The organism is Pseudomonas sp. BP11-1-1, from assembly GCF_052112105.1.
In the GTDB taxonomy this organism is placed as follows: Bacteria; Pseudomonadota; Gammaproteobacteria; order Pseudomonadales; family Pseudomonadaceae; genus Aquipseudomonas; species Aquipseudomonas alvandae.
In genome coordinates this window covers 70,224-94,773 of sequence record NZ_JAUTYU010000006.1, presented here as the reverse complement: position 1 = coordinate 94,773, position 24,550 = coordinate 70,224, and the positions used below count along the sequence as shown (strand labels likewise).

The window sequence follows — 24,550 nt, the reverse complement described above, 5'->3', positions numbered from 1 at the left end:
TTGGCGTAGGGGCGACCCAGGCAATGTGATGCCTGGCGGCGCGTCGGTCAACCCTTCGAACGGGCCGCCTGTCCGCGCGCCGGCAAGGCCCGCTCGTCAGTTTCGCCAGGATCCGATCAAATTTTTCAGCGCCAGCCGTGTTCAAGAAGACAAACACGTCGCGGCCCGCTTCGTCAGCAGGTCGCACCTGGCAAAGGAGACTCCCTTCGATGCAATCCAATCCGTCCACCTTACCGCTGCTGGAAGAGCTGCTGATGGCCCGCGGGCCCGGCGGGCAGGAGCACGAAGTGCGCGATATCTGCCTGCGGGAGCTGGAGCCGCACTGCGACGAAACCTGGGTCGATCCGGCCGGCAATGTCATCGGCCTGATCAAGGGAAACCTGTCAGGCGCTGAAACGAATTCGCCGGTCCGGATCATGGCGCACCTGGACGAAATCGCCATGCTGGTCAAGCGTATCGAGCCCGACGGCACGTTGCGGGTGGTCTCATTGGGCGGCGCCAATCCGATCAACTTCGGGGTGTGCCCGGTGGACATTCTCGGTGACCGGGACTTCATCCCCGGTGTGTTGTCATTCGGATCGATGCACAGCACTGGTGAAACCCACCAGGGGGCGGATGTGCTGTCGGGGAACGTCAATTGGGGCGATGTGCATGTGATCACCCGATGCTCCGGTGAACAGTTGCAAACCCATGGCGTACGCCCCGGCACGCGAGTGGTGTTGAGCCAGCACTGGCGGCGCCCGTTCCGGGTCGGCGATGCCATCGCCGCGCATTTCCTCGATGACCGCGCGCCCATGGTCGCCAGCCTCCAGGCCGCCACGTTATTGGGCAGCCGCCGCGAGGCGCTGATGCATGACGTGTATTTCGTGTTCACCACGCAAGAAGAGGAATCCAATGCCGGCGCGCTCTACGCCGCCAGCCACCTGCCTGGGGATGCGACGGTTGCCGTTGAGGTCGGCCCCGTGGTGGCGGAATACGCTACCCGCCTGGGCGTCGATCCGATCATCAACACCGGCGACAAAAACGGCTGTTACCACCGTGGGATCGTCGACCAGTTGTACCAGGCCGGCAAGCGCTGCGGGCTGACGCCACAATTCGCGCTGCTGGCGGATTTCGCCAGCGATGCCAGTGCGATCATGAGCAGTGGCGTGTCGGCCCAAGGCGGCTGCATTGCGATCCCGACGGAAAATACCCACGGCTACGAACTGATCGTGGACGGAAGTATCGAGGCCTGCGCTGGGACGTTGCTGGAGTTTTTGCTGAATCGAGGTGGCGCCTGACACTACAGGGATCAATGTGGGAGCGAGCCTGCTCGCGAAGGCGATGGCAGATCCAATATCGCATTGGCTGACACACCGCTTTCGCGAGCAGGCTCGCTCCCACAGGTCATTCCCACAGGTGCCGGTATTACAACCCCAGATCGGAAAGCCCTGGGTGATCGTCTGGCCGACGGCCCAGCGGCCAGTGGAATTTACGCTCGCTTTCCTTGATCGGCATGTCGTTGATGCAGGCGTAGCGGTTGGACATCAGACCCTCGTTGTTGAACTCCCAATTCTCATTGCCATAGGAACGGAACCAGTTGCCCGAATCGTCGTGCCATTCATAGGCGTAACGCACGGCAATGCGGTTGTCGGTGAAGGCCCAGAGTTCCTTGATCAGCCGGTAATCCAGTTCCTTGGCCCACTTGCGAGTCAGGAAAGCCTTGGCTTCTTCCCGGCTATGGGCGAATTCGGCGCGGTTACGCCATTGGGTATCGAGGGTATAGGCCAGCGAAACTTTCTGCGGATCGCGAGAGTTCCAGCCGTCTTCGGCCAGGCGAACTTTCTCGATGGCTGTTTCACGGGTGAACGGCGGCAGCGGTGGACGAACTTCGGCAGAGGACGACATGGCAAATCTCCAGATGATGAGTGCATCAATTACAGGCGGTCTTGCAGGTATGCGTGTTGCTTATTCAACGGCCAGCAGGGTCTTCAATACGTCTTGGGCCTGATCGGCAGCGTCGTGATCGCCCATGACCAGCGCGAGGGTGATGGCGCCGTCGATCAGAATGAGCACCTGCCGAGCCAGCCGCTCCGGCCGCTCGATGCCTTGCTCGACACAAAGGCCGGTCACGTAGTCGAGCAACTTCTGCTTGTGCATTTTCGCCACCTGGCGAACCGGATCCCGGGGGTCGCCGGTTTCGCCGCTGGTATTGATGAACGCACAGCCGCGGAAGCCTTCGCTCCCGAACCAGCCCTTGAGCACCGGGAACAGGTTGAGCAACCGTGCGAGCGGGGTCGGCGCCTTGTCCACTTCGCCGCTGAACCATTGCATCCAGCGCTCGTCCCGACGCTTGAGCGCCGCGACGACCAGATCGTCCTTGTTGGCGAAGTAGCGGTAGATACTTTTCCTGGAGACGCCGGCGGTTTTCACCAGGAGATCCATGCCGGTGGCGGCGATGCCACTTCTGTAGATCAGTTTTTCGGCGACATCGAGGATGATGTCTCGTGTTTCACTGCTATTGATTTCGTTCATGGAGCTAAAAGTAGAACGATCATTCTCCTTGGTCAAATGTTTTTTTCATCGGGCGGGGGAGGCCCAAAGCCGTCCATCATGGTGTAAGCTCGTCGGTTCTTCGGATTTGACCTTTTGCGAGCCCTATGCCGTCGCTTTTCAAACGCTCCCTGCTGCCCAAGCTGCGCAGCTTTGCACTGACCGCCGATGCCGTGACCATCCTTGATGGCGCCGCCGAGTTTCGCCGTTGCCTGCTGGAGAAAATCGCCCAGGCCACCCAGCGCATCTACATCGTCGCCCTGTACCTGCAACAGGATGAGGCCGGCCAGGAAATCCTCGATGCCTTGCATGCCGCCAAGACCGCACGTCCCGAGCTGGAGGTGGTCGTGGTGGTGGATTGGCTGCGCGCCCAGCGCGGATTGATCGGGGCCAAGAAGCAGCCCGGCAACTCGGCGTGGTATCAGGAACAGACGCGCACCCATGCCAGCGAAGTGCCGATCTACGGCGTGCCGGTGCAGACCCGCGAGTTGTTCGGCGTGTTGCACTTGAAGGGCTTCGTGATCGATGACTGCGTGCTCTATAGCGGCGCGAGCCTGAACAACGTCTACCTGCACAAATTCGATAAATACCGCTACGACCGTTATCACCTGCTGCAGAACACCGCGCTGGCCGATTCGATGCATCACCTGGTGCAGCACGGCCTGGTTGCCTCCCGGGCGGTGCATCGCCTCGACTTGCCGAACCTGCCCAGCACCCGCAGTTTGCGCAAGGACATCGGCGACCTGCGCAGTCGCCTCAAATATGCGGCCTACGACACCACGGCTGGCAGCCTCGATAAAAGTGGCCTGTCGGTCAGCCCGCTGCTGGGCGTCGGCAAGAACAACCCGTTGAGTCGAGTGATCGGTGAACTGATTGCCAGCAGCCGCCAGCAACTGACCATCTGCACGCCTTACTTCAACCTGCCGCTGGCGGTGACCCGGGAAATCAACCGGGCCCTGGCCCGCGGGGTGCGGATCGACATTATCGTCGGCGACAAGACCGCCAACGATTTCTACATTCCGCCAAGCGAGCCGTTCAAGATCATCGCCGCATTGCCGTATCTGTACGAGATCAGCCTGCGGCGCTTCGCCAAGCGGCACCAGCGCTACATCGACAGCGGCCAGTTGAACCTGCACCTGTGGCGCGACGGCGACAACACCTATCACCTCAAGGGCATGTGGGTGGACGAGCGCTACACCTTGCTGACCGGCAACAACCTGAACCCCAGGGCGTTTCGCCTGGACCTGGAAAACGCCCTGTTGCTGGACGACCCCAAGGGCGAGCTGCTGGCGTCGCGGCAGGCCGAGCTTGAAAAGATCTATCGCCACACCCACCGCATCGAACGCTACCTGGACCTGGAAACCCTGCCGGATTATCCGGCGGCGGTGGGCAAGTTCCTCAAGCGCGTCAGCCGGGTGCGGATTGAGCGACTGCTTTATCGGATCCTGTGAACACCCGAGCCATGGCGGAAAAAGACACCATCTCCATTCAGTTGGTGCGTGAGGCGCTGTTGCAAAGCTGCGCGCCTGGCGCCGCGACGGATGAAGTCCTGGAAAAGGTCGGCATAGCCCCGGCCTTGCTCGATGATCCCCAGGCCCGGGTGCCGGCCCATGCCTATGCGCGGCTCTGGCGGCTGCTGGCCCGGCGCCGCGATGACGAGTTCTTCGGCATGGACCCGCGCAAGCTCAAGTCCGGCAGCCTGGCGTTTCTTTGCCAGTGCGCCATGGCCCAACCGACGTTGGCTACGGGTTTGACCGCAGGACTGGGGTTCCTGTCGCTGATGCTGGAACATCTGCCAGCCCAGTGGGTTCGCCAGCAGAGCCTGGCGGAAATCGTCCTGCTCGAAGAAGGCCAGGCGCCGCGTCGGGCGTTTACCTATTTCACCTATTGGATGATTGTCCACGGCGTGGCCTGCTGGCTGGCCGGACGGCGCATCCCGATCCTGTCGGTCGAGTTACGTTGCCCAGCGCCGGATTTCTGCGACGATTATCGCGTCATGTTCTCCCAGAACCTGCGCTTCGACCGACCTCGCACCAGGATGATTTTCTCCGCCGAATGCCTGGACCAACCCATCCGGCGCAGTCCCGAAGAGCTCAAGCGCTTCCTGGCCCAGGCGCCGGCGAACATCCTGGTCAAGTACCGCGACCCGCAAAGCCTCTCCAGCCGAATCCGGCATGATTTGCGCCAATTGCCTGCGCAACAGTGGCCGGAAACCGAGGCACTGGCCCAGCAGCTGTGTGTGTCAGCGTCGACCCTGCGCCGCAGGCTGGCGGAGGAGGGGCAGACCTACCAAGGCCTCAAGGACAGCGTGCGCAAGGAGTTGGCCATCACCTGGCTGGCCGAGCCGTCCATCAGTTTCGTGGAGATTGCCTCGCGCCTGGGGTTCGCCGATGCCAGCTCGTTCTACAAGGCGTTTCGCAAGTGGTCCGGGTCCAATCCAGGGCATTACCGCAGCCTGATTCTCAACGATCCTCACTGATCCCCCTGGATAGGCGCAGGGAGTTTTTGTGGGAGCGAGCTTGCTCGCGATAGCGATTTAACAATCGACAATTGTGTCGTCTGACCCACCGCCTTTGCGAGCAGGCTCGCTCCCACATAGGTTTTCCCACATAGGTTTCACTGGGCAGACCGGCACGCTCATAAAACCGTCATCTATTTTTGCTAAAAGGCTCTGCAGCGCCCGGAAAAGCCGGGCCATCAGCCAGGGTAGCGTATGCAAGTGACCGTTTTGGGTAGCGTATGAAGGTGCTGGTCACCGGTGCTGCGGGGTTCATCGGGTTTCATGTGGCCAAGCGGCTGTGCAGCGACGGCCATGAAGTGATCGGCATCGACAATCTCAACGACTACTACAGCGTCGAGTTGAAACAGGCGCGCCTCGCGCAGTTGGCGCAATGCCACAACTTCCGCTTCCAACGGCTGGACGTGGCGGACAAGACGGCCCTGACGGAGGTCTTCGCGCAGAACGCCTTTGAATACGTCATCCATCTCGCGGCCCAGGCGGGCGTTCGTTATTCCATCGACAATCCCGACCTGTATGCGCAAAGCAACCTTGTGGGCTTTCTCAACATCCTGGAGGCCTGCCGAGCCCATCGGCCGGCGCACCTGGTCTACGCGTCGAGCAGCTCGGTCTATGGCTTGAGCGAACGCCTGCCCTACGCCACGACCGACCCGGTCGACCAGCCGGTTTCATTTTATGCGGCGACCAAGCGCGCCAATGAGCTGATGGCCCACGCCTACTCGCATCTCTACGGCATTCCCACCACCGGCCTGCGCTTTTTTACCGTGTACGGGCCATGGGGGCGACCGGACATGGCGCCATTCAAGTTCACCGACGCCATCCTCAAGGGCCGTCCCCTCGATGTCTACAACGATGGCGCGATGTCGCGGGACTTCACGTATATCGACGACATCGTCGAGGGCCTGGTGCGCTTGCTGCCGCTGCCGCCAACCGATGAGGCTGGCGTGCCCAACAAGGTCTACAACATTGGCTTCGGCGGGCCGGTGAAACTTCTGCAGTTCATCGAGTGCATCGAAGAGGCCTTGGGCATGCGCGCGGTCAAGCATTTCCTGCCGTTGCAGTCCGGCGACGTGGTCGATACCTGGGCTGACACCCGTGAACTCGAGGAGCGCGTGGGTTTTCGCCCGCAGGTCCCGGTGCCCGTTGGCGTGCAGTCGTTCGTCGATTGGTACCGCCACTATTACCGCGTTTAACCCACCCATTCCCGTGTTTTAGATTGGAACGCCATGCACGAAACTCCTTATGTGTCGGTCCTGATTCCGGCGAAAAACGAAGCTGGCAACCTCATTCCCTTGCTGGAAGAAGTGCGTGTTGCACTGGCCAACGAGGCCTTTGAGGTCATCGTGGTCGACGATGGCAGCACCGACGCCACCGCGGCCGAGCTGCGTGCGCTGCAACGCGGCGGCTATCCCCAGCTGCGGGTGCTCAGCCATGCCCGTTCCCTCGGTCAAAGCACCTCGATTTTCCACGCCGCCGAGGTGGCGCGCGGGCATTGGTTGGCGACCCTGGATGGCGACGGTCAGAACGACCCGGCAGACTTGCCGAAGATGCTGGACTTGGTCCGTGGATCGGAAGGCGCGCCCGGGGGGGTGAAGTTGGTGGCCGGGCATCGCGTCAACCGCCGGGACACGGCGAGCAAGCGCTGGGCGTCGCGATTCGCCAACAAACTGCGGGCCAGCCTGCTCAAGGACCAGACGCCGGACACTGGATGCGGCATCAAGCTGATCGAGCGCCAGGCATTCCTGCGGCTGCCGTATTTCGATCACATGCACCGTTTCATTCCGGCGCTGATTCGTCGTCACAACGGCCGGATGCTGGTCCAGCCGGTCAACCATCGTGAGCGCGGCGCCGGTGTCTCCAACTACGGCAACCTCGATCGCGCCCTGGTGGGCATCCTTGATCTGTTCGGCGTGTGGTGGCTGATAAAGCGCACCCGCCTGGACACCCACGCACAAGAAACCGAGGTTTGACATGGGCAGAGAATCGTTGTGGCTTGCGGTCGGCTTCGGCGGACAACTGGCATTTACCGGCCGTTTCGCCCTGCAATGGCTGTACAGCGAGTACAAGAAGCGCAGCGTGATTCCCGTGGGCTTCTGGTACCTGAGTATCATTGGCAGCGCGTTATTGCTGGCCTATGCGATCTACCGCCAGGACCCGGTTTTCATTGTCGGCCAGTCGTTCGGCTTTATCGTTTACCTGCGCAATCTGCAGTTGATCGCCAAGCACCACGAGCGGGAGAACCGCGAAGTGGCAGGGAAGGGCTGAGACGGTGAGGATACGACTGTCCAGCTCGCGCCTGGAATGCCTGGCGTGGGCGGCGCTGGCCTTGATCATGGTCGGTGCCGGCCTGGGCTGGCGCCAACCGATGAATGTCGACGAGGAGCGTTTTCTCGGCGTCGCGCTCGAAATGCTGCAAAACGGCTCATGGTTCATTCCCCATCGCGCCGGTGAAATCTACGCCGACAAGCCGCCGCTGTTCATGTGGGCGGTGGCGTTGTTCGTGCAGTTGACCCATCTGCCCAAAATCGCGCTGTATCTGCCTGCGCTGCTGGCCGGCGCAGTCACCACGGCGTGCCTGTATGACCTGGGCCGGCGCCTGTGGGGGCGGCGCGTGGGAAGCATCGCTGCGCTGTTGTTCCTGGCGACTTACCAGACCTACAGCATTCTGCGCACGGGCCAGATCGATGGGTTTCTTGCGCTCTGGACCATCCTGGGCATCTATGGTTTGTGCCGACACCTGTTGCTCGGCCCGGCCTGGGGCTGGTACTACGCGGCCTGCGCCGCGATGGGGTTAGGGATCATCAGCAAGGGCGTGGGGTTTCTGCCGGCGTTGATGCTGATTCCCTACGCGTATGCGCTGCGCAAGGGTTGGAAGGGCGTAGTGCCGATGCCCGGCAAAGCGTTGGCCTGGTGGCTGGGGCTGGTCGTTGCGTTGGCGGCCATCGCGGTATGGCTCGGGCCGTTGCTGGTGATCGTCGGGCAGGGCAGCCCTGACAGCCTGGCGTATGTCCAGGAGATCTTGTTCAAACAGACGGCGGGACGTTATGCCAACGCCTGGGAGCACCGAGAACCGTTCTGGTATTTCATCGTCCAGGTGATCCCGAAATACTGGTTGCCGCTGTTTTTCATGCTCCCCTGGCTGGTGCCGGCGTGGCGCAAGCAGCTCATCAAGCAGGACGGCCGGGTGCTGGTGCTGCTCGGTTGGGTGATCCTGGTCCTGCTGTTTTTCAGCCTGAGCAGCGGCAAGCGCAAGTTGTATATCTTTCCGGCGTTGCCGGGCTTGATCCTCTTGGTTGCACCGCTGGTGCCGTGGATGCTCCGTCGCTGGTTTGGCAAGCGGCCGAGGGGCAGGGTGGTGTTCGCCGCCTTGACCTCGGTGTGGCTGTGCGCTTGGTTCGTGCGCGGTTTCATTGAACCTTACAAGGAAGGCGTCAACCCCCATGAGACCTTGATGCGTGATGTGGCGCGACTGACGGGCAACAGTGAATTGGTGCTGGTGGGCTGGCGGGAAGGCCACTGGTTGTTCGCGCAACAGCCCATCGTGCATTTCGGTTTTCATACCGGCGATGCCCTGGAACAGTCCGCTTCCTGGCTGCGCAGCCATCCGCAGGCGTTTGCCTTGGTGCCGGAACGTAACCTGGCGCGTTGTTACGACCCACAAAAGGCCCGCCGGGTCGGCGATACCTCCCGGGCCAAGTGGTTCCTGGTGGGGGCCGATGCGGACAACCAGCGCTGCCAGCCCCCGGCGGCGGAAAAGGCCTATTCCTTTGCCTGGAAACAGCCCCTGTAGCGGCAGTAATACTCCTCACTTAAGAAAAACGATGGCCCGGTGGCGAGGGGATTTATCCCCGCTGGGCTGCGCAGCAGCCCCAACAGCAACGACCTCGATCTTACTGGCACACCGGGTTGTCTGGTTGGGGGCCGCAGCCCAACGGGGATAGATCCCCTCGCCACAGGTGTTTAAGCAGGCTTGCTGTGGCTGCCAGCCATTGCGGGAGCGAGCCAACTCGCGATGAGGCCATTCCTGGCAACACCGACTTAAGTCCATGGCCAAACCAGTCAAGCAACTTGATGGCTTTGACCATTGCCCCCCAAGCCCTTCGGCGCGAGTATTTGCCTGCTATTCACGGTTCCCCCACCCAATAAAAAGTACAGAGGGATTCTGGTCATGCGCGATTATTCGTCCGCCACGTCGCAGTTCGATTACCTGCACACCGTCAATGCCGCGTTGCACGGCTCGCTTGAGGCACTCAACGCTTGCGTGGAATGTTGCGACCGGCATGCGTTGCCGGGTCGCATCGCCTTGTTCTGGGAGGGCCGTGACGGCAGTGACGCGACCTGGACTTACCGTGAGCTGCAAGACAATGCCGCGCGTTTCGCCAATTTCCTCCGCGCCCAAGGCGTCGGCAAAGGCGACAAGGTTGCTGGCCTGTTACCGCGCAACGCCGAATTGCTGATCGTGGTGCTCGCCACCTGGCGCATCGGGGCCGTGTACCAGCCGCTGTTCACCGCGTTCGGTCCCAAGGCCATCGAACACCGCCTCGGCAGCTCCGGCGCGCGGATCGTGGTCACTGACGCGGTCAACCGTCCCAAGCTCAACGAAGTCACCGGTTGCCCCACCGTCGTCACGGTCGGCGGTGCAAAGGGCGAGGGCATCGTCCGCGGCGATTACAGTTTCTGGGCCGAGGTCGCCAACCAGTCCGACGAGTGCGAACCCCTGATGCTGACGGGCGAGGATCCGTTCCTGCTGATGTTCACCTCCGGCACCACCGGCCCGGCCAAGGCGTTGTCGGTGCCGCTCAAGGCGATCGTGGCGTTCCAGAGCTACATGCGTGACGCGGTGGATCTGCGACCGGAAGACGCTTTCTGGAACGTCGCCGACCCAGGCTGGGCCTACGGCATCTATTTCGGCGTGACCGGCCCCTTGGCGCAGGGACATCCGATAACCTTCTACGACGGCCCGTTCACCCTGGACAGTACCTGCCGCGTCATCAACAAGTACGGCATCACCAACCTGGCGGGTTCGCCCACGGCCTATCGCCTGCTGATCGCCGGCGGCGAGCAGTTCGCCCGGTCGATCAAGGGTAAGCTGCGCATCGTCAGCAGCGCCGGTGAGCCGCTGAACCCGGAAGTGATCCGCTGGTTCGCCGACAACCTGGACGTGGTGATCCACGACCATTACGGCCAGACCGAACTGGGCATGGTGCTGTGCAATCATCATGGCCTCGACCACCCGGTGCACCAGGGTGCGGCGGGTTTTGCCTCGCCAGGCCACCGCATCGTGGTGCTCGATGAAAACCACCAGGAGCTGGGCGTCGGCCAGCCGGGCATTCTTGCCGTCGACCGCAGCCAGTCACCGATGTGCTGGTTCGCCGGCTACGAAGGGGGCCCGACCAAGGCCTTCGTCGGCGATTATTACCTGAGCGGCGACACCGTCGAGTTCAACCCCGACGGCAGCATCAGCTTCGTCGGGCGCAGCGATGACGTGATCACCACGTCCGGCTACCGGGTTGGCCCGTTCGATGTGGAAAGTGCGCTGATCGAGCACCCGGCCGTGGTCGAGGCCGCCGTGGTCGGCAAGCCCGATCCGGAACGTACCGAGCTGGTAAAAGCCTTCGTGGTGCTCAGCGCCCAATACCGCGCCGCGCCCGAGCTGGCCGAAGAGCTGCGTCAGCATGTGCGCAAGCGCCTCGCCGCCCATGCCTATCCCCGCGAAATCGAATTTGTCAGCGATTTGCCGAAAACCCCGAGCGGCAAGTTGCAGCGCTTTATCTTGCGCAACCAGGAAATCGCCAAGGCCCAAGAAGCCGCGGCGCAGAACGTTTCAGCTTGAATCCAAGGAAACCATGATGCAGATCGACAACAAGATATTCCTCGTCAGCGGTGGCGCTTCCGGCCTCGGCGCGGCCACCGGTGAAATGCTGGTCAAGGCCGGGGCCAAGGTGATGCTGCTGGACGTCAACGCCGACGCCGTGGCTGCCCAGGCGCAGAAGCTGGGCTGCCAGAGCGTGGTCGCGGACATCAGCAACGAAGCCGCCGCCGAAGCGGCGGTCAAGGCCACGGTCGATGCGTTGGGTGGCCTCAATGGCCTGGTGAATTGCGCTGGCATCGTGCGCGGCGAGAAGATCCTCGGCAAGAACGGTCCCCACGCCCTCGCCAGTTTCAGCCAGGTGATCAACGTCAACCTGATCGGCAGTTTCAACCTGTTGCGCCTGGCCGCGGCGGCCATTGCCGAAACCGAAGCCAACGCCGATGGCGAGCGCGGCGTGATCATCAACACCGCATCGGTGGCGGCCTTCGACGGCCAGATCGGCCAGGCAGCCTATTCCGCGTCCAAGGGCGCGATCGCCAGCCTTACCCTGCCAGCCGCCCGTGAACTGGCGCGTTTCGGCATCCGCGTGATGACCATCGCCCCCGGTATTTTCGAAACCCCGATGATGGCTGGCATGACCCCGGAAGTGCGCGATTCCCTGGCTGCCGGCGTGCCGTTCCCGCCGCGCCTGGGCAAACCCGCCGAGTACGCGGCGCTGGTCCGGCATATCATTGAAAACAGCATGCTCAACGGCGAGGTGATCCGTCTCGACGGCGCCTTGCGCATGGCCGCCAAATAGGAGGATTAGTCATGTCCCACGATCCGATTGTCATCGTCAGCGCCGTCCGCACCCCGATGGGCGGTTTCCAGGGCGAACTGAAAAGCCTCACCGCGCCGCAGCTGGGTTCCGCGGCCATCAAGGCCGCCGTGGAACGGGCCGGCATTGCCCCCGATGCGGTTGAAGAGGTGTTGTTCGGCTGTGTGCTCGCCGCCGGACAAGGCCAGGCGCCGGCACGGCAGGCAGCGCTCGGCGCCGGGCTGGACAAATCGACCCGCTGCACGACGCTGAACAAGATGTGCGGCTCGGGCATGGAAGCGGCGATCCTCGCCCATGACATGCTCGTCGCCGGCAGCGCCGATGTCGTGGTGGCGGGCGGCATGGAAAGCATGTCCAACGCCCCGTATCTGTTGGACCGCGCTCGCGCCGGCTTGCGCATGGGCCACGGCAAGGTGCTCGACCACATGTTCCTCGACGGCCTTGAAGACGCCTATGACAAGGGCCGCCTGATGGGCACCTTTGCCGAGGACTGCGCCGAGGCCAACGGCTACAGCCGTGAAGCCCAGGATGCCTTCGCCATTGCCTCCACCACCCGCGCCCAGCAAGCAATCAAGGACGGCAGTTTCGATGCTGAAATTGTCCCGTTGCAGGTGATGGTCGGCAAGGAACAGGTCACCGTGCGTCACGACGAGCAGCCGCCCAAGGCGCGGATCGACAAGATCCCCACGCTCAAGCCAGCCTTTCGCGACGGTGGTACGGTGACGGCGGCCAATGCCAGTTCGATTTCCGATGGCGCCGCGGCCCTGGTGCTGATGCGCCAGAGCCAGGCGCAACAGCGCGGTTTGAAACCCTTGGCGGTGATTCATGGCCACGCAGCGTTCGCTGACGCCCCGGGCCTGTTTCCCACGGCACCGATTGGCGCGGTCAAGAAATTGATGAGCAAGACCGGCTGGTCCCTGGACGAGGTCGATCTGTTCGAAGTCAACGAAGCCTTCGCCGTGGTGGGCGTGGTGACCATGGACAAGCTGGAAATCCCCCACGACAAGGTCAACGTCCACGGCGGCGCCTGCGCACTGGGGCACCCGATCGGTGCGTCCGGCGCACGCATCCTGGTGACACTGCTGTCGGCCTTGCGCCAGAAAGGCCTGAAGCGCGGCGTCGCGGCGATCTGCATCGGCGGCGGCGAAGCCACGGCCATGGCCGTTGAATGCCTGTACTAAGGAATCACCATGCTCCCGACTGAAGAACAGACCCAAATCCGCGACATGGCCCGGCAGTTCGCCCAGGAGCGTTTGAAACCGTTCTCGGCCGAGTGGGACCGCGAGCACCGTTTTCCAAAGGAGGCCATCGGTGAAATGGCCGAGTTGGGCTTTTTCGGCATGTTGGTGCCAGAGCAGTGGGGCGGTTGCGACACCGGTTACCTGGCCTACGCGATGACGCTGGAAGAAATCGCCGCCGGCGATGGCGCCTGCTCGACCATCATGAGCGTGCACAACTCGGTGGGCTGCGTGCCGATCCTCAAGTTCGGCACTGATGAGCAGAAAGCCAAGTTCCTCACGCCCCTGGCCAGCGGCGCGATGCTCGGCGCCTTCGCCCTGACCGAGCCCCAGGCGGGCTCCGACGCCAGCAGCCTGAAGACCCGGGCGCGGTTGGAGGGCGACCATTACGTGCTCAACGGCAGCAAGCAGTTCATCACTTCCGGGCAGAACGCCGGGGTGGTCATCGTGTTCGCGGTCACCGATCCTGGCGCCGGCAAGCGCGGCATCAGCGCGTTCATCGTGCCCACCGATTCGCCGGGCTACAGCGTGGCACGGGTCGAAGACAAGCTCGGCCAGCACGCCTCCGACACCTGCCAGATCCTCTTCGAGGATTTGAAAGTGCCCGTGGCCAATCGTCTCGGAGAAGAGGGCGAGGGCTACAAGATCGCCCTGGCGAATCTCGAAGGCGGACGGGTCGGCATCGCGGCGCAGTCGGTGGGCATGGCCCGCGCGGCGTTCGAAGCGGCGCGCGACTATGCCCGCGAGCGCCAGAGCTTCGGCAAACCGATCATCGAGCACCAGGCCGTGGCGTTCCGCCTGGCGGACATGGCGACGCAGATCGCCGTGGCACGGCAGATGGTTCATCATGCCGCCGCGCTGCGCGATGCTGGCCAGCCCGCGCTGGTGGAAGCGTCCATGGCCAAGCTGTTCGCCTCGGAGATGGCCGAGAAGGTCTGCTCCATGGCGCTGCAAACCCTGGGGGGCTACGGTTATCTCAACGATTTTCCGCTGGAGCGCATCTACCGCGACGTGCGGGTCTGCCAGATCTACGAAGGCACCAGCGACATTCAACGCATGGTTATTTCGCGCAATCTTTGAACAGGAGTCCTGCATGAATTACGAAACGATTTTATTGGAGATCAAGGACCGCGTCGGCCTGATCACGCTGAACCGTCCCGAGGCGCTGAACGCCCTCAATGCGCAGATCGTCAGCGAGCTGAACCAGGCGCTGGACCGCCTGGAAGCAGACCCGAAGATCGGTTGCATCGTGCTGACCGGCTCGAAAAAAGCCTTCGCCGCCGGCGCCGACATCAAGGAAATGGCCGAGCTGACCTATCCCCAGATCTATCTGGACGATCTATTCAGCGACAGCGACCGCGTTGCCAATCGCCGCAAGCCGATCATCGCGGCGGTGAACGGTTTTGCCTTGGGCGGTGGCTGCGAGCTGGCCTTGATGTGCGATTTCATCCTGGCCGGTGACAACGCCAAGTTCGGCCAGCCGGAAATCAACCTCGGCGTACTGCCGGGCATGGGCGGCACCCAGCGCCTGACCCGCGCGGTGGGCAAGGCCAAGGCCATGGAAATGTGCCTGACCGGGCGCTTTATCGATGCGGTGGAAGCCGAGCGTTGCGGCATCGTCGCGCGCATCGCGCCGGCAGATGAGCTGCTGGACGAAGCACTGAAAACGGCGGCGCTGATTGCTTCCAAATCCGTGCCCATCAGCATGATGATCAAGGAAAGCGTCAACCGTGCCTTTGAAGTCAGCCTGTCCGAAGGCGTGCGCTTCGAACGTCGGGTGTTCCACGCCGCGTTCGCCACGCAGGACCAGAAGGAAGGCATGGCCGCGTTCGTCGCCAAGCGTGCTGCGGAATTCCAAGACAAGTAGCGCAACTGGCGCCCGCGAAGGCGGGGGGTACATTCGGCGTGGATGTGACAGACCCACCGCTTTCGCGAGCAAGCTCGCTCCCACAGTTGACCTGAGGTGTACGCGATACTGTGTACACCACCAAACCCTGTGGGAGCGAGCCTGCTCGCGAAGCTTTACACCAGGTAGTGCTTCAACTCCCGGGCAATCACCATCCGCTGAATCTCGCTCGACCCCTCATAGATCTGGGTAATCCGCGCATCCCGGTAGTAGCGCTCCACCGGATAATCCTCCAGATACCCATAACCCCCATGGATCTGTATCGCCGACGAGCAGACTTTCTCGGCCATTTCCGAAGCGAACAGCTTGGCTTGCGAGGCTTCCGACAGGCACGGCTTGCCGGCGCTGCGCAGGCGCGCGGCGTGGAGGATCAGCAGGCGGGTGGCGTTCAGGCGGGTGTGCATGTCGGCCAGCAGGTTGGCGATGCTCTGGTGCTCGATGATCGGCTTGTCGAACTGCACCCGATCGCGGGCGTAGGCCAGGGCCGCTTCGAACGCCGCGCGGGCGATGCCCAGGGCTTGGGCGGCGATGCCGATGCGACCGCCTTCCAGGTTGGACAGGGCGATGGCCAGGCCTTTGCCACGGGCGCCGAGCAGATTGGCCTCGGGCACGGTGCAGTTGCTCAGCGTCACCGCGCAGGTATCTGACGCGCGGATGCCCATCTTGTGTTCGGAGCGGTCAACGTTGAACCCCGGCGTGTCCGTCGGCACCAGGAATGCCGAAATGCCTTTCTTCCCAAGGTCTGGGTCCGTCACGGCAAAGACAATCGCCAGTTTCGCCCGCTTGCCATTGCTGACGAACTGCTTGGCGCCGTTGATCACCCACTGACCATCGCGCAGTTCGGCGCGGGTGCGCAGGTTGTGCGCTTCCGAGCCAGCCTGGGGTTCGGTCAGGCAGAAACAGCCAATCGCCTGGCCGCTGGCCAGGTCCGCCAACCAGGTCTGTTTCTGTTCATCGGTGCCGAAATTGAGGACCGGCCCGCAACCCACCGAGTTGTGGATACTCATCAACGCCCCGGTGGCGCCGTCGCCCGCGGAGATTTCTTCCACGGCGAGGGCATAGGCGACGTAATCGACATAGGTGCCGCCCCATTCCTCGGGCACTACCATGCCCAGCAGGCCCAATTCGCCCATTTTGGCCACCAGAGCGTCATCGATCCAGCCAGCCTTTTCCCAGGCTTGGGCATGGGGGGCGATTTCACCGCGGGCGAAGTCACGGGCCATGTCGCGGATCATCACTTGTTCTTCGGTCAGCTCAAGGTCTTGCATGTTCAATTCCCGTGGTAGTCGAAGCCGTCGAAGAAACTCGCGACCTGTGCGGCGTCCAGCGCCTCCAGGGTCGGTGGGTTCCATCGTGGGTTCTTGTCTTTATCGATCAGCAAGGCGCGCACGCCTTCGATCAGGTCGCCGCGCGCGAACCATTGGCGGTCCAGGTGCAGCTCCAGGGCAAAGCAGTCTTCCAGGCTCAGGTGCCGGCCACGACGCAACATCTCCAGGGTCACCGCCATCGCCAGGGGCGAGCGGGTCTCCAGGAGTTCGGCGGTTTTCAGCGCCCACTCATGGCTGTTCGCGACGGTGACCTGGCGCATCTGCTCGACCATGCTGGGGACGTCGGGCAGGGCGAAGAAATGATCGATGGCCGGCCGCAGCTCGGCCAAGGGTGGGGCAGGGAGCTGTTGCACAGCGATTTTTGCCAGCAGGCTTTGCAAGTCCTTGAGTGCCGTGTCGCGCCATTCCAGCCGATCGAGACGCTCGTCGAGCTGGGTGAGCTTGCGGCTGTCGAGGTACCAGTCGGCCAATCCGCAATACAACGCGTCGGCGGCACGAATATGCACGCCGCTGACACCGAGGTAGATACCCAGCTCGCCGGGAATGCGCGGCAGGAAATAGCTGCCGCCCACATCGGGGAAATAACCGATGGCGACTTCGGGCATGCCCAGGCGACTGCGTTCGGTCACTACCCGCAGGTCGGCGCCTTGCGCCAGGCCCATGCCACCGCCCAGCACGAAGCCGTCCATCAGGGCCAGGATCGGTTTACGGTAGTGGTGGATCGTCAGGTCGAGGGCGTATTCCTCGACGAAGAAATCTTCATGCAGGGTATCGCCCTGCTTGTGGCTGTCGTACAGCGAACGGATATCGCCGCCGGCGCAGAACGCCTTGTCACCAGCGCCGCGCAGGACCACGGCGCGGATCTGCGGATCGTGGGCCCAGGCATCGAGTTGCTGCTGCATGCTGCGCACCATGCCCAGGGTGAGGGCATTGAGGCCGGCGGGGCGGTTCAGGGTCAAGTGGCCAATATGGTTGCGGACGTCGACCAGCACCTCGTAAGGCGCGGTTTCGACGCGGTCCGCAGCTTGGGATGAAACCTGAGCTGTCATCGCTAACTCCCTGCTTTTATTGTTCTTTATAAATAATGTCGCGCGTACCCGGCCGGGATCGTAACAGTGCAAATTTGCATTGCACAACCGGGATACGTGCAGGTCCTGTCTGCATATTTATAGCAGCCACAGGCTCAACCGCGACCCGACAGTACCTCCGTGATGCTGCGGCGCTTGGCATGACGCTCGCTGGCGTGGATCAATTGCTCCAAGTCTTCGGGGGTTACGTCGAAGAATGCTTCCATTTCCTCAAGTGCCGACTTCAAGTCTTCAGCGGTGATGGCTTGGCGATCAACGGGGGGATGGTCGGCCGGTATCACCGCCACCGGCTCGCTGGCGCGCTTGGGATAGCGCACGCGCGTCAGGTTGTTGTAGGCCAGTGCAAAGACGAGCAGGCCAGAGCCGGCCAGCATCGCCGCCGCCACTGCCTGCCAGTCCAAGGCAATGATCGACGGATCGGCCAGCACCAGCGTTGCGGCCAGGGCTCCCGCTGGCGGATGCAGGCAACGCAGCCAGCACATCAATATCAGCGCCATGCCCGCCGCCAGGCAGGCGCTTTCCAGCGTGCGGCCCAGCACATGGGCCACCAACAAGGCGAGGACCGAGGCACACAGGTAACCGCCGAAAATCGACCAGGGCTGGGCGAGGGCGCCCGATGACACCGCAAACAGCAGCACAGCCGAGGCGCCGAGCGGGCCGATCAGGTGCTGCGCCACCTCAAGGCCGAACACCTGGCCACAGAGCCAGACACTGAACAAGGTGCCGAAGGACATGCCGATGGCGGCACGGCTCCATTCGGTAGGACGGGTATTGATAGCTGCGGGGAACCAGCGAGAAAACATTCAGCAAACATCCAAAAAACGAACAAAAAAAGGGGCTTACGGGGTAAATCCCAGAAAGCCCTTTAAGTGTTCCAACAGTTGGGGGAGGAACGGTGCACAGTGTGCCGTCCGCCCCCCTGGGTTACAAATTCATATTAATGCTGGTTGAGTGCATTAATTTTGAAGTAACGAATCAGGCGCTTTTGGAAACCTCAAGCCACGCCTGCTGTGCAATCGGTAAATTGCAGGATTGCCCGCGCCCCATCGGGAAGTAGATAAACCCCTTGTCCGCCATGCGATCCGGGTCGTACAGGTTGCGACCGTCGAAAATCACCGGGGCCTTGAGCCGTTGCTGGATCAACTGGAAATCCGGGGCCTTGAACGGCTGCCATTCGGTGCAGATGATCAGGGCGTCGGCCCCCGGCAAGACCGATTCCGGGGTGCCCATGAGCATCAGTTTCGGCTCGTCGGGGTAGAGCAACTGGGTTTGCTGCATCGCCTCGGGGTCGAACGCGCGAACACTCGCCCCGGCCGCCCACAGCGATTCCAGGAGCGTGCGGCTCGGTGCGTCGCGCATGTCGTCGGTGTTGGGCTTGAAGGCCAGGCCCCACAACGCGAAGGTCTTGCCCCGCAGGTCGCCTTTGTAGAACGCCTTGATGCGTTCGAACAGCTTGTGTTTTTGGCGCAGGTTGATGGTTTCCACGGCTTGCAGCAGGTCGCTGGAGCAATGGGCTTGTTCGGCCGTGTGGATCAAGGCGCGCATGTCCTTGGGGAAGCACGAGCCTCCATAGCCGCACCCTGGATAAATGAAGTGGTAGCCGATCCGTGAGTCAGCGCCGATGCCCAGGCGCACGGACTCGATGTCGGCCCCCAGGTGCTCCGCCAGTTCGGCAATCTGGTTGATGAAGCTGATCTTGGTGGCGAGCATGCCGTTGGCGGCGTATTTGGTCAGTTCCGCGCTGCGCAGGTCCATGAACAGGACCCGGTCGTGGTTGCGGTTGAACGGGGCGTACAGGTCGCGCATGGTATCGCGCACTTCATCGCGCTCGCAGCCGATGACGATGCGATCGGGGCGACGACAATCGGCGACCGCCGAGCCTTCCTTGAGAAATTCGGGATTGGAGACGATATCGAACTGCAACAGGCGCCCAGCCTTCAGCAGGCATTTCTCGATATGCGCCCGCAGGATATCGCCGGTGCCCACCGGCACGGTGGACTTTTCCACGACGATCAGCGGTTGCTCGCGGTAGCGGGCCACCGCCTCGCCAACGGCCAGTACCTGGCGCAGGTCCGCAGAACCGTCGTCCCTCGACGGCGTACCGACCGCAATGAACAACACCTGGCCATGCTGTACGGCAAGTTGATCATCGCTGGTGAAATGCAGGCGCCCGGCCTCCAGCCCCTCGCGCACCAGCGCTGCCAGGCCAGGTTCGAAAATACTCACCAGGCCTTGGCGCAGGTTGGCGACCTTGTGTTCGTCAATGTCCATGCACACCACGTCATGGCCAACCTCAGCCATTACTGCGGCTTGCACCAATCCAACGTAACCACTGCCGAACACACTGATTTTCATGGCGGGACTCCCTGGATCATCCTGAGCGGTTGGCACAGCCAGCAGTTCGCCGCAGTGCGCTCGCCCCAGAATAAGTCGGGGATGTTTCAGTTCACTGACAGTCCGGCGAAGCGCTCAGGCCTGGCTCGGCACCAGGCGGTACTCCGCCGGGAGTTGCGCGACGTAGTCGTCGACCACTTCCCGGGTCAGGCTGACGATGTCTTCGACGCGCTCCATGCCCGCACCGGTCCGCCAACTGGCGACGATGTCCATCACCGACGGTAGCGGCACGCCGTCCACGAGGACCAGCGAGCCCTGGTTCAGTTCTCCCACCACCAGCGCCGCGGGCATGGCGCCGATGCCAAAGCCATCGCGAACCAGGCGGGTGATGGCTGACGCCGAGTTCACGCAGTTGATACGCGGCGAGACGAGGTTGGCCGAGTGCAACATGTTGAGCAAATCCTGATGCGGCCGGGAATTGCGCGAAAAGGTCACGATACGTTCCTGCGACAGGTCCTCCAGCGAGGCGTAGTGGCGATCATAGGCAGAGCCGGTACGCGCCACCCAATGCATCGGATAACGGGTCAGCAAGGTGTTGCGCACGCTGTCCAGGCGCAGGATGTCGGTCTGGAAAATGATGTCCTGGTAGCCCTTTTCCAGTTGCGAGCACAGGTTGCTCGCGGTGTCGGCGGTGAGCTCGATTTCCAGCGCCGGGTAACGCTCCATCAGCCGTGTCACCAACGGGCTGAGCCACGTATGGATGACGGTGTCCATCGCACCGATCCGAATCCGGCCACGCACCTGGCGCGGATCCTTGATCACCGCTTTCATGCTCTGCATGGTGTCCATGATCCGCTCGGCATATTCCAGCACGCGCTGGCCTTCGGCGGTCAGCGACACACCTTTGGAGTCACGCACGAACAGGCGCACGCCCATTTCGTCCTCCAGGGCCGCGATCCGGCTGGAAATCGACGCCTGGGTGGTGAAGAGCTTTTCCGCCGTCAGCCGGAAGCTCTTCAGGCGTGCGACCCAGACAAACGTTTCCAGAAACTTGATGTTCACGTCGGCGGCTCCTCGAAACTGAAGGGCAGGGCGTTGGGCTTCCCGAAGGCAGATCAGCCCACTGAGATGTATTGGACCACGTCTTCAAGCGGCGTTGAATCCGGCGCCGTACCCACGGCGGCGTCCGCGTTGCTCCATGGATACTCCAGGTGCGAGACCCAGGCCATCACCGCCGGCAACTCTTCTGCCGGCAAGGTTTTCATGTGCTCGATGGTAATGACCAGTCCCTCCGCCAAGGAGGACGAGGAGCTGAACCGCCAGTCATATCGCCCGCAGCCGACGCGGACCTCGCCACTGTGCTTGTCCGACATCGCGACCAGCCATTTGCACTGGAATGTCTCGATGTTGTCGGCAGGCGGTGCCTCCAGGCAGAACGTGTAGACGTTTTCGAACGTCTGGTTGAAACGGCTGACCAGGACGTCACCGATCGCGCGACGGCCTTCGACGTGATCCGGGAATGAAATGGAACCGGTGTGAACCACCATGTCCAAGGTCGCTCCAGCGGTGAAGGCCTGGTCCAGCAGGTGCGGACGGTTGCCATCCTTGGCGTGGATGTAGTGCTCGATCGATCGTTGCGCAGTGGTCATCAGTTTCAATCCGTTAAAAAGGTCTACAGGGCGCTATTCAGGAGATCCGTCACCAGCATGCACCCGGGGGCGTGAGTGATACACAGCGGCGGACGAGAAGCCTGGACCACGGACTGGGGCGTTACGCCGCAAGCCCAGAAGACCGGTATCTCATCCGCCTCGACCGGCACCGCGTCACCGTAGTCCGGCCGGTCGAGCGCGTGAATGCCGATCAACGCAGGATCGCCGATGTGCACCGGCGCGCCGTGGACGTTGGGCATGCGCCCGGTGATCTGGATGGCCTGGATCGCAGCAGCGGCTTTCATTGGCCGCATGGTCACGACCATTTTGCCAGACAAGCGCGGTAGGACGTGTGTCGATGTTGGTGCGGAACATGGCGACGTTACGGCCCAGGTCAATGTGCCGCAGGCGAATGCCGGCCTCCAGCAGCGGTTGTTCGAAGGAAAAGGAACAGCCGAGGGCGAACGCAACCAGGTTGTCCTGCCACAGGTGTTCGATGTCCAGCGGCTCTTCGCTCAACTCGCCGTGGCGGTAGACACGATAGCGCGGCACCTCATGGCGGATATCGATGGGCGCGCCGAGGTTGCGCAGGAACGGGTCGCCGGGTTCGGTCACGTCCAGCACCGGGCAGGCCTGGCGATTGAGCGTGCAGTAGCGCAGGAATTCATCGGCCCAGTCACCCGGCAGGATCACGATATTGGCCTGCACCCGCCCTTGGCCCAGGCCGCTGGTGTGGCCGTGGTATCGGCCGGCCGCGATGTTCTGGCGCAAGGCTTGGGGTGAACAGGGCTGCAGTTGTTCGAATGACAGGGCTGACGGACTCATCGCGGGGTCTCCGTAGGTTTTTATTAGAGATCCCTTTGTAGAAAACCCGGGCGATGGCGTCCAACAAGGAAAATTGCTACCCCCTGACAAGTAAAAGTTATTCGACCGTCGACAGGCCGGGCGCCGCCACCATGCGCTGGGGTCCGACGTCCGTGGCGTATTGGCAGACGACCTGGCGGCTCATGTTCACGATGCTCTCGATCAGCTCCAGACCCACGCCCGCACGCCACGACGCGACGACATCGAGCTGGGGCAGGGGCGCGCCGGGCTCAAGCTGGATCAATTCGCCACGGGCCAGGGGCTTGGCCACCAATGCCGCCGGCAATGCGCCGATGCCGAAGCCGTCGCGTATCAGTCGGGTCATGGCCGACACCGAGTTGACGCAACTGACCCTCGGCGTGCTCACGCCGTGGGCGTACAGCAGGTTCAATACGTCCTGGTGCGGCCGCGATTGCTTGACGAAGGTGATGATGCGTTCATTCGCCATTTCAGCCAGCGAGGCGTAGGGCCGGGCATAGATCGATTGGCTGGCGGCGATCCAGTGCATCGGGTAATGCCCCAGTTCGAGGTTGCGCACGCTTTCGTGGCGGACCAGGTCAGTCTGGAACGCGATGTCCAGATAGCCTTTCTGCAACTGCTCGCAAAGATTGCGCGCCGCGTCGGCGGTGATTTCGATCTCCACGGCGGGAAACGCCTGCATCAGCATGGACATCAACGGACTGAGCCAAGTGTGGATCACCGTGTCCATCACGCCGATGCGCACCAGGCCTTGTTGCGGGGTGCTCTTGTCCAATGACTGTTTGAGCGCGCGCTGGACTTCGAGCATCTGCTCGGCGTATTCGAGCACTTTCGTGCCCTCCGGCGTCAACGACACCCCGCGTGAATCACGCACGAACAGGCGCAGGCCCAACTCGTCCTCCAGCGACGCGATCCGACTGGAAATCGCTGCCTGGGTGCTGAACATCTTTTCGGCGGTCAGGCTGAAGCTTTGCAGCCGGGCGACCCAGACGAAGGTTTCGAGGAACTTGAGGTTCATGGTGGTTCTCTTGGCGTTTGTCGTTCTTATGGTTGCAATTGTTACTCCAGGTCGGGCCCGGATGCGCATCAAATTTTCTTATGCCCGAGGGCGCCTTTTTTCCGTTTGACCCTTGCCTGCGCCACTGCGAAGAATCTGCCCCCAACAATAAGCGAGGCGCACACGCCGTCCCCGAAGGGATCGCTCGCGTCCATAAAAAGGAGCACGCCATGCCCCGTTTCACTGACACCCGCTGGAGCCGTTCACCGGTCGGTCCCTTGCTCGGCCTGGGCCTGATCGGTGCGCCGATGGCCCACGCCGATTTCATCGCCGACAGCAAGGCCAGCCTGGAAGCCCGCAACTTTTATTTCAACCGCGACTTCAGGCAAGAAGGCGCCCGGGACAAGGCCGAGGAATGGGCGCAGGGCTTCCTGCTGCGCATGGAGTCGGGGTACACCGCCGGCACCGTGGGGTTCGGCCTGGACGCCTTGGCGATGGCCGGTTTCAAACTGGACTCCGGCGGTGGCACGGCCGGCACCAACCTTTTGCCGGCGGATTTGTCCGGCGGCTCCCAGGACCGTTACGGTGAAGTCGGCCTGACCGCGAAGATGCGCATGTCCAGCAGCACCCTGAAAGTCGGTACCTTGCAGATCAAGGACCCGGTGGTGAACTCCAACGATACGCGCCTGTTGCCGAGCACCTTCAAGGGCGGGCTGTTGAACGTGCAGGAAATCGACCGCTTGAAACTCACCGCCGGACAGCTCACCCAGATCAATCTTGTCGATTCCACCGACTACCAGGACATGACCGCCAACCGCATTGGCGGCACAAGCGACAAGTTCCAGTTCACCGGCGCCGACTACCAGTTCCTGCCCAATCTCACGGCGCAGTACCGTTACGGCAAGCTGGAGGATATCTATCAGCAGAACTACCTGGGTTTCGTCCATACCCTGGACCTGGGCGCCGGCCAGTCATTGAAGAGTGATGTGCGTTATTCCCGCAGCACCGAGGATGGCAGTTTCCGCAATATCGACAACCAGGCATTCGGCGCGCTGTTCACCTACAGCCTAGGCGGCCATGCACTGGGCCTGGGGTATCAGCGCATGAGCGGCGACGATCCGTTTCCCTACATCTCCCGCAGCGATCCGTACCTGGTCAACTTCGTGCAGATCGGCGACTTCGCCAACATCGACGAACGCTCGTGGCAAGCTCGCTACGACTACAACTTTGCCGCCCTCGGTGTGCCGGGCCTGACCTTCATGACTCGCTACATCAGCGGCGATAATGTGCAGCGCAGCGCGCCAGGAGAGGGTCAGGAATGGGAACGCAACACCGACCTCGCCTACGTGATCCAGGACGGCACGTTCAAGGGGCTGGGATTCAAGTGGCGCAATGCGACGGTGCGCTCGAACTTCGGCAATGACCTGGATGAGAACCGGCTGATCGTCAGCTATACGATGGCGTTGTGGTGACGGCCCACCTGGAGTG

At 62.4% G+C, this 24,550-nt stretch carries 22 protein-coding genes and 1 pseudogene; 13 read left to right on the top strand and 10 right to left on the bottom strand.

Going from position 1 to position 24,550, the window contains the following annotated elements:
- Nucleotides 1–209: 209 nt before the first annotated feature.
- A complete protein-coding gene (locus Q7C33_RS14690) occupies nucleotides 210–1,280 on the top strand; it encodes a M28 family peptidase (protein WP_407683638.1) in 1,071 nt (356 codons plus the stop codon).
- Nucleotides 1,281–1,407: 127 nt separating this feature from the next.
- Here the strand turns inward: Q7C33_RS14690 and Q7C33_RS14685 are convergent, their stop codons facing one another.
- Nucleotides 1,408–1,887 carry a nuclear transport factor 2 family protein gene (locus tag Q7C33_RS14685; RefSeq protein ID WP_030138842.1) on the bottom strand — a complete coding sequence of 160 codons (480 nt, stop codon included), beginning with the start codon at nucleotides 1,885–1,887 and terminating at the stop codon, nucleotides 1,408–1,410.
- Between the two features lie 60 nt (nucleotides 1,888–1,947).
- Nucleotides 1,948–2,514: a TetR/AcrR family transcriptional regulator gene (locus Q7C33_RS14680; RefSeq protein ID WP_407683637.1), complete on the bottom strand. Its 567-nt coding sequence runs from the start codon at nucleotides 2,512–2,514 to the stop codon at nucleotides 1,948–1,950.
- 125 nt (nucleotides 2,515–2,639) lie between these two features.
- On the opposite strand from Q7C33_RS14680, the gene pssA reads away from it, so the two are divergent.
- The 11 genes from pssA (at nucleotide 2,640) to Q7C33_RS14625 (ending at nucleotide 14,784) form a co-directional block, all read left to right on the top strand.
- Nucleotides 2,640–3,983, top strand: a complete 1,344-nt coding sequence (pssA, locus tag Q7C33_RS14675; protein ID WP_198796515.1) for a CDP-diacylglycerol--serine O-phosphatidyltransferase — start codon at nucleotides 2,640–2,642, stop codon at nucleotides 3,981–3,983.
- 11 nt (nucleotides 3,984–3,994) lie between these two features.
- A complete protein-coding gene (locus tag Q7C33_RS14670; protein WP_407683636.1) occupies nucleotides 3,995–5,011 on the top strand; it encodes an AraC family transcriptional regulator in 1,017 nt (338 codons plus the stop codon).
- A 260-nt stretch (nucleotides 5,012–5,271) separates the two neighbouring features.
- Nucleotides 5,272–6,243, top strand: a complete 972-nt coding sequence (locus Q7C33_RS14665; RefSeq protein ID WP_030138846.1) for an NAD-dependent epimerase — start codon at nucleotides 5,272–5,274, stop codon at nucleotides 6,241–6,243.
- Nucleotides 6,244–6,276: 33 nt separating this feature from the next.
- Nucleotides 6,277–7,020 (top strand): glycosyltransferase family 2 protein, encoded by a 744-nt coding sequence (locus Q7C33_RS14660; protein WP_217859451.1) that lies wholly within the window; start codon nucleotides 6,277–6,279, stop codon nucleotides 7,018–7,020.
- A gap of 1 nt (nucleotide 7,021) precedes the next feature.
- Nucleotides 7,022–7,315, top strand: coding sequence for a lipid-A-disaccharide synthase N-terminal domain-containing protein (locus tag Q7C33_RS14655; protein WP_030138848.1), 294 nt, complete (start codon nucleotides 7,022–7,024; stop codon nucleotides 7,313–7,315).
- 4 nt (nucleotides 7,316–7,319) lie between these two features.
- Nucleotides 7,320–8,840: an ArnT family glycosyltransferase gene (locus Q7C33_RS14650; protein ID WP_407683635.1), complete on the top strand. Its 1,521-nt coding sequence runs from the start codon at nucleotides 7,320–7,322 to the stop codon at nucleotides 8,838–8,840.
- Between the two features lie 378 nt (nucleotides 8,841–9,218).
- Nucleotides 9,219–10,883, top strand: a complete 1,665-nt coding sequence (locus tag Q7C33_RS14645) for an AMP-binding protein (RefSeq protein WP_407683634.1) — start codon at nucleotides 9,219–9,221, stop codon at nucleotides 10,881–10,883.
- A 16-nt stretch (nucleotides 10,884–10,899) separates the two neighbouring features.
- Nucleotides 10,900–11,661, top strand: a complete 762-nt coding sequence (locus tag Q7C33_RS14640) for an SDR family NAD(P)-dependent oxidoreductase (protein ID WP_030138851.1) — start codon at nucleotides 10,900–10,902, stop codon at nucleotides 11,659–11,661.
- An 11-nt stretch (nucleotides 11,662–11,672) separates the two neighbouring features.
- On the top strand, nucleotides 11,673–12,860 hold the full coding sequence (locus Q7C33_RS14635; RefSeq protein ID WP_407683633.1) for an acetyl-CoA C-acyltransferase: 1,188 nt from the start codon (nucleotides 11,673–11,675) through the stop codon (nucleotides 12,858–12,860).
- Between the two features lie 9 nt (nucleotides 12,861–12,869).
- Complete coding sequence (locus Q7C33_RS14630; protein WP_217859454.1) at nucleotides 12,870–13,997, top strand: acyl-CoA dehydrogenase; 1,128 nt, start codon at nucleotides 12,870–12,872, stop codon at nucleotides 13,995–13,997.
- Between the two features lie 13 nt (nucleotides 13,998–14,010).
- Complete coding sequence (locus Q7C33_RS14625; protein ID WP_407683632.1) at nucleotides 14,011–14,784, top strand: enoyl-CoA hydratase; 774 nt, start codon at nucleotides 14,011–14,013, stop codon at nucleotides 14,782–14,784.
- 155 nt (nucleotides 14,785–14,939) lie between these two features.
- Here the strand turns inward: Q7C33_RS14625 and Q7C33_RS14620 are convergent, their stop codons facing one another.
- The 8 genes and pseudogenes from Q7C33_RS14620 to Q7C33_RS14585 form a co-directional block, all read right to left on the bottom strand.
- Nucleotides 14,940–16,091, bottom strand: a complete 1,152-nt coding sequence (locus Q7C33_RS14620; protein ID WP_198796510.1) for an acyl-CoA dehydrogenase family protein — start codon at nucleotides 16,089–16,091, stop codon at nucleotides 14,940–14,942.
- 2 nt (nucleotides 16,092–16,093) lie between these two features.
- On the bottom strand, nucleotides 16,094–17,200 hold the full coding sequence (locus Q7C33_RS14615) for an enoyl-CoA hydratase/isomerase family protein (RefSeq protein ID WP_407683631.1): 1,107 nt from the start codon (nucleotides 17,198–17,200) through the stop codon (nucleotides 16,094–16,096).
- 134 nt (nucleotides 17,201–17,334) lie between these two features.
- Nucleotides 17,335–18,042 (bottom strand): HPP family protein, encoded by a 708-nt coding sequence (locus Q7C33_RS14610; RefSeq protein WP_030138857.1) that lies wholly within the window; start codon nucleotides 18,040–18,042, stop codon nucleotides 17,335–17,337.
- Between the two features lie 172 nt (nucleotides 18,043–18,214).
- Complete coding sequence (locus Q7C33_RS14605) at nucleotides 18,215–19,594, bottom strand: UDP-glucose dehydrogenase family protein (RefSeq protein ID WP_198796508.1); 1,380 nt, start codon at nucleotides 19,592–19,594, stop codon at nucleotides 18,215–18,217.
- A 114-nt stretch (nucleotides 19,595–19,708) separates the two neighbouring features.
- Nucleotides 19,709–20,635, bottom strand: coding sequence for a LysR family transcriptional regulator (locus tag Q7C33_RS14600; RefSeq protein WP_407683630.1), 927 nt, complete (start codon nucleotides 20,633–20,635; stop codon nucleotides 19,709–19,711).
- 53 nt (nucleotides 20,636–20,688) lie between these two features.
- Complete coding sequence (locus Q7C33_RS14595) at nucleotides 20,689–21,222, bottom strand: hypothetical protein (RefSeq protein ID WP_030138860.1); 534 nt, start codon at nucleotides 21,220–21,222, stop codon at nucleotides 20,689–20,691.
- A gap of 23 nt (nucleotides 21,223–21,245) precedes the next feature.
- A pseudogene (locus Q7C33_RS14590) lies at nucleotides 21,246–22,047 on the bottom strand (putative hydro-lyase).
- Nucleotides 22,048–22,144: 97 nt separating this feature from the next.
- Nucleotides 22,145–23,083, bottom strand: a complete 939-nt coding sequence (locus Q7C33_RS14585; protein ID WP_407683629.1) for a LysR family transcriptional regulator — start codon at nucleotides 23,081–23,083, stop codon at nucleotides 22,145–22,147.
- A 209-nt stretch (nucleotides 23,084–23,292) separates the two neighbouring features.
- Here Q7C33_RS14585 and Q7C33_RS14580 point away from each other — a divergent pair, with 209 nt between their 5' ends.
- Nucleotides 23,293–24,534, top strand: a complete 1,242-nt coding sequence (locus tag Q7C33_RS14580) for an OprD family porin (protein WP_407683628.1) — start codon at nucleotides 23,293–23,295, stop codon at nucleotides 24,532–24,534.
- Nucleotides 24,535–24,550: the final 16 nt, after the last annotated feature.